Origin of the sequence: Streptomyces sp. Root1310 (genome assembly GCF_001426425.1) — a bacterium.
Classification (GTDB): Bacteria; Actinomycetota; Actinomycetes; order Streptomycetales; family Streptomycetaceae; genus Streptomyces.
On sequence record NZ_LMEQ01000022.1, the window covers coordinates 1 to 5491 of the forward strand.

1 protein-coding gene is annotated in these 5491 nt (G+C 71.9%); it reads left to right on the plus strand.

Features of this window, described 5'->3' with window-relative positions; translation table 11 throughout:
- Positions 1-140: 140 nt before the first annotated feature.
- The coding region (locus ASD48_RS24150; RefSeq protein WP_348983227.1) for a type I polyketide synthase at positions 141-5491 on the plus strand (5351 nt) is incomplete at its 3' end.

Genomic DNA, 5491 nt, shown 5'->3' on the forward strand with positions numbered 1-5491 from the left:
CCGTGAGCGCGGAGCTATCCCCGGCGGGCTGGTGTGTCGTCGTTCGGGATCAGCGGGACGAACGCGCACGTGATCGTGGAGCAGGCGCCCGAGTCCGCTGTCGGGGCGGTTGCCGAGTCGGGTGTCCCCGGCGGGCTGGTGTGTCGTCGTTCGGGATCAGCGGGACGAACGCGCACGTGATCGTGGAGCAGGCGCCCGAGTCCGCTGTCGGGGCGGTTGCCGAGTCGGGTGTCCGTGTCCCGGTTCCGGTGGTGCCGTGGGTGGTGTCGGCGCGCAGTGCGGAAGGGCTGGCCGCCCAGGCCGAGCGGCTCGCCCGATTCGTCGGCGAGCGCCCCGCGTTGGACCCGGTGGATGTGGGGTTCTCGCTGGTCGGGTCGCGKTCGGTGTGGGAGCACCGGGCGGTGGTGCTGGGGCGCGATCGGGACGCATTGCTKGGTGGGTTGCGGGAGTTGCCGGTGCGGGGTGTGGCCGCTGAGGGCGTGCGGGTGGCGTTCGCCTTCTCGGGGCAGGGGGCGCAGCGGGCCGGAATGGGTGCCGAACTTGCCTCCGYCTAYCCGGTGTTCGCGGAGGCTTTGGCGGAGGTCTCGGGTGCCTTGGGTCTGGATCCCGAGGTGTTCGGGGATGTGGATCGGTTGGGSCGGACGGAGGTGACGCAGGCTGCGCTGTTYGCYTTTGAGGTGGCGGTGGTGCGGTTGTTGGAGAGTTTCGGGGTGCGGCCTGATGTGTTGATCGGGCATTCGATCGGGGAGATCGCGGCYGCGTATGTGGCGGGGGTGTTCTCGCTGGRGGATGCGGCYSSKYTGGTGGGGGCGCGGGGTCGGTTGATGCAGGCGTTGCCGGCTGGTGGCGTGATGGTYGCGGTGCAGGCGGGTGAGGCGGAGGTCGTTGCCGCTCTTGAGGGTTTCGYCGATCGTGTGGCGGTTGCCGCGGTCAATGGTCCGTCGTCGGTGGTGGTCTCCGGTGAGGCGGAGGCTGTGGAGCRGGTGGTCGCGCGGCTGGGGGAGGTGAAGTCCCGTCGTCTGCGGGTCAGTCACGCGTTCCATTCGCCGTTGATGGARCCGATGCTGGCGGACTTCCGGSAGGTCGTCGAGCAGGTCACCTTYCAGGAGCCAACTGTCCCCGTCGTCTCCAATGTGTCCGGTCGATTCGCGGAGCCGGGTGAGCTGACCAMGCCCGACTACTGGGTTCGGCATGTGCGCGAGGCGGTCCGTTTCGGTGACGGTGTCCGCGCGCTGGCCGGTGAGGGCGTGGGTGTGCTGGTGGAGGTCGGTCCGGACAGTGTCCTGACCGCGCTGGCCCGGGAGTCCTTCGACGGCGGGGACGGTCTGCGGGCGGTTCCGCTGCTGCGCAAGGACCGTCCCGAGCCGGAGACCCTGCTGACCGGGGTGGCGCAGGCGTTCACGCACGGCGTCCAGGTCGACTGGCCCGCACTCCTCCCCGGCGGCCGCCGTGTGGAACTGCCCACCTACGCCTTCCAGCGCCGGCGCTACTGGCTGGAGGAACACAGCTCCTGGGTGGGCGATGCGGACGCGCTCGGGCTGGCGTCCACCGAGCATCCACTGCTGGGGGCGGCGGTGCGGCTGGCCGACGGACAGGGTGTGGTGCTGACGGGTCGGGTGTCGCTGCGTACACATCCGTGGTTGGCGGACCATGCGGTGGCCGGGACGGTGCTGCTGCCGGGCACGGGTTTCGTGGAGCTGGCGATCCGGGCCGGGGACGAGGTGGGCTGCGGACGCCTGGAGGAACTCACTCTCGAAGCACCGCTCGTCGTTCCCGACAGGACGGGTGTGTCGGTGCAGGTCCGCGTCGGGCCCGAAGAGGCTTCCGGGCGCAGGCAGTTGACGGTTCACTCGCTGGCAGCCGAGGGCGAGGAGTGGGTGCGGCACGCCAGCGGTGCGCTCACGGCCGACTCGGCCGATACTCCGGCGCAGACGTTCGACCTGACGGCCTGGCCCCCCGCCGACGCCGGCCCCGTCGAACTCGACGGCTTCTACGAAGCGCTCGCCTCCTCGGGCTACACCTACGGCCCCGCGTTCCAGGGCCTTCGTGCCGCCTGGCGGCGCGGCGACGAGATCTTCGCCGAGGTGGGCCTGCCCGAGCAGGAGATCGACGGCGCGTCCGCCTTCGGAATCCATCCGGCTCTGCTGGACGCCGCTCTGCACGCGACGGTGGCGACCGACGGAGAGGATGACGGCGGTCAGGTTCGGCTGCCGTTCGCCTGGACCGGGGTCTCACTGTTCGCCACGGGTGCCACGACCGTTCGCGTACGGCTGGCGTACACCGGCGCCGACACCGCCAGCCTTCAGTTGGCGGACCCGGAGGGCCGTCCGGTCGCGTCCGTCGACGCTCTGGTCTCCCGCCCGGTGTCCAAGGAACAGCTGAGGCAGTCGGGAGGCGGCGAGCAGGACGCGCTGTACGGCGTGGACTGGTTGCCCGCCGCGACGCCCGCTGCGCCGCCGGCCGCGACGGCCACCCCCAGGTACGACGTGCTGGTGTGCACGTCGGCGTCGCAGCTCGTGAACGGGGACGTTCCGGAGCTCGTGCGGGAGACCACGGCCGACGTACTGCGGGCCCTGCAAGGGGCGTTGGCCGATGAGTCGCCGGAGCCGAAACGACTGATCGTGGTCACCCGGGGCGCGGTGAGCACCGGGGCGGACGACGCCCTGCGTGATCCTGCGCACGCGTCGGTGTGGGGGCTGGTGCGTTCCGCGCAGGCGGAGCACCCCGGCCGGTTCGTCCTGGTCGATGTCGATGTCGACGTCGATGTTGACGTCCACGAGCACGTCCACGAGCACGTCCACGAGGACGAGCGCGAAGGCGAGGACGGAGGCGGAGGCGAAGGCCACGGGTGGGGTGCACTCCTGCCCGCCGTGTTGGCGACCGGCGAACCCCAGATCGCGGTGCGCCAGGGAGCCCTGCTCGCACCGCGGCTGGTGCGTACGTCGGCCGTCGTCCCCGATGCCGGTCTCGAGAACCGTGCCGGGGATCCCGACGGCACGGTTCTGATCACCGGCGGGACGGGTTCGCTGGGTCGAGTGCTCGCGCGGCACCTGGTGGTCGAGCAGGGGATGCGCCGGCTCGTGCTGGCCGGTCGGCGTGGTATCGAGGCGCCCGGCGCGGCCGAACTGGTGGCAGAACTGGCACAGTTGGGGGCGTCGGTATCGGCCGTCGCCTGCGACGTGACCGATCGGGACGCTCTGGACGCACTGCTGGCAGGGATACCGGCGGAGCATCCGCTGACGGCCGTCGTCCACCTGGCGGGAGTCCTGGACGACGGGACGATCACGGCGTTGACCCCGGAGCGGCTGGCCGCCGTACTGCGGCCGAAGGTCGACGCGGCTGTCAACCTGCACCTGGCCACACGGGAGTCGGACCTTCGTGCCTTCGTCCTCTTCTCCTCCGTGGCGGGCGTCTTCGGCGGACCGGGGCAAGGCAACTACGCGGCCGCCAACGCGTTCCTCGACGCGCTCGCCCAGCACCGGCGGGCGGCCGGTCTGCCTGCCGTGTCCCTGGCCTGGGGCCTGTGGGAGCAGGACGGCGGGATGACGGGGCGCCTGGAGGAGGGCGACCGGGCACGCATCGCGCGGTCCGGCCTCGCACCTCTGTCCTCGGCACAGGGGATGGCCCTGTTCGACGCGGCGCCCGGCCGGAACAGGGCACTGCTGGCGCCCGTCCGCCTGGACATGGCCGCGCTCCGGGCGCAGGCGGCCTCGGGAACCCTGCCGACACTGCTTCGCGACCTGGTACGCGTCCCCACCCGACGCACCGCGACCACCACCGAGGCCGGCGGGCCGGCCACCGCTCTGCTGCGGAGGCTGGCCGGCCTCACCGAACCCGAGCAGGAACGCGCGCTCCTGGACCTCGTACGCACCCACGCCGCCGGAGCGCTCGGCCACCCGAAGCCGGACGCGGTCGGACCGCAGCGCGGTTTTCTCGACATGGGCTTCGACTCCCTGATGGCGGTGGAACTCCGCAACCGGCTCAACGCCGCCGTCGACCTCCGCCTGCCCTCCACCCTGATCTTCGATCACCCGACCCCGCTCGCGCTCGCCCGTTACCTGCGGACCGAGGCGCTCGGAGGCCGGCGGACGGCGGGGGAGACCCTTGCGACCACGTCCGTCGCGGCCGACGAGCCCCTGGCGATCATCGGCATGGCCTGCCGCCTGCCCGGTGACATCGACTCGCCCGAGGCGCTGTGGCGGCTGGTCGAAGAGGGGCGGGACGTCGTCGCGGACTTCCCGCTGGACCGCGGCTGGAAGATCGGGGACCTGTACGACCCCGACCCCGACGCACCCGGCAAGAGCTACGCGCGGGAAGGCGCGTTCCTCTACGACGTCGCCGACTTCGACGCCGAACTGTTCGGCATCTCGCCCCGCGAGGCGCTGGCCATGGATCCGCAGCAGCGCCTGCTTCTGGAGGCGTCCTGGGAGGCCTTCGAGCGAGCCGGCCTCGATGTGGGCGGGCTGCGCGGAAGCCAGGTCGGCGTGTTCGCCGGAGCGATGCCACCGGACTACGTCTCGCGGCTCAACAAGGTGCCCGAAGGCGTCGAGGGCTACACCATGACCGGCAGCACCTCGAGCGTCATCTCCGGCCGGGTCTCGTACGCGTTCGGTCTCGAGGGGCCCGCGGTGACGGTGGACACGGCGTGCTCGTCCTCGCTGGTGGCACTGCACCTGGCCGGTCAGGCCCTGCGCGGCGGCGAATGCACGCTCGCCCTCGCGGGCGGCGTTACGGTGATGTCCACTCCCCAGGAGTTCGTCGAACTGAGCCGCCAGCGCGGACTGGCCCGCGACGGCCGCTGCAAGTCCTTCTCCGCCGCCGCCGACGGTGTGGGCTGGGGCGAAGGCGTCGCCGTCCTCGTCCTGGAGCGGCTGTCGGACGCGCGGCGCAACGGGCACGAGGTACTGGCGGTGATCCGGGGCAGCGCCGTGAACCAGGACGGCGCGAGCAGCGGCCTGACGGCGCCGAACGGTCCCTCCCAACAGCGCGTGATCCGTGCCGCGTTGGCCAACGCCGGTCTGTCCCCGTCGGACGTCGACGTCGTCGAGGCCCATGGCACCGGGACGCCGCTCGGGGATCCGATCGAGGCGCAGGCGTTGCTGGCGACATACGGGCAGGAGCGGCCGGAAAGCCGACCCCTGTGGCTGGGGTCGTTGAAGTCGAACATCGCGCACACGCAGGCGGCGGCGGGTGTCGCCGGAGTGATCAAGATGGTCCAGGCCGTGCGACAGGGGGTGTTGCCGAAGACGCTGCACGTGGATGCCCCCTCGCCACACATCGACTGGGCCTCCGGTGCCGTCGAGCTGTTGACGGAGGCGCGGGAGTGGCCGGAGGTCGATCGTCCCCGGCGGGCTGGTGTGTCGTCGTTCGGGATCAGCGGGACGAACGCGCACGTGATCGTGGAGCAGGCGCCCGAGTCCGCTGTCGGGGCGGTTGCCGAGTCGGGTGTCCGTGTCCCGGTTCCGGTGGTGCCGTGGGTGGTGTCGGCGCG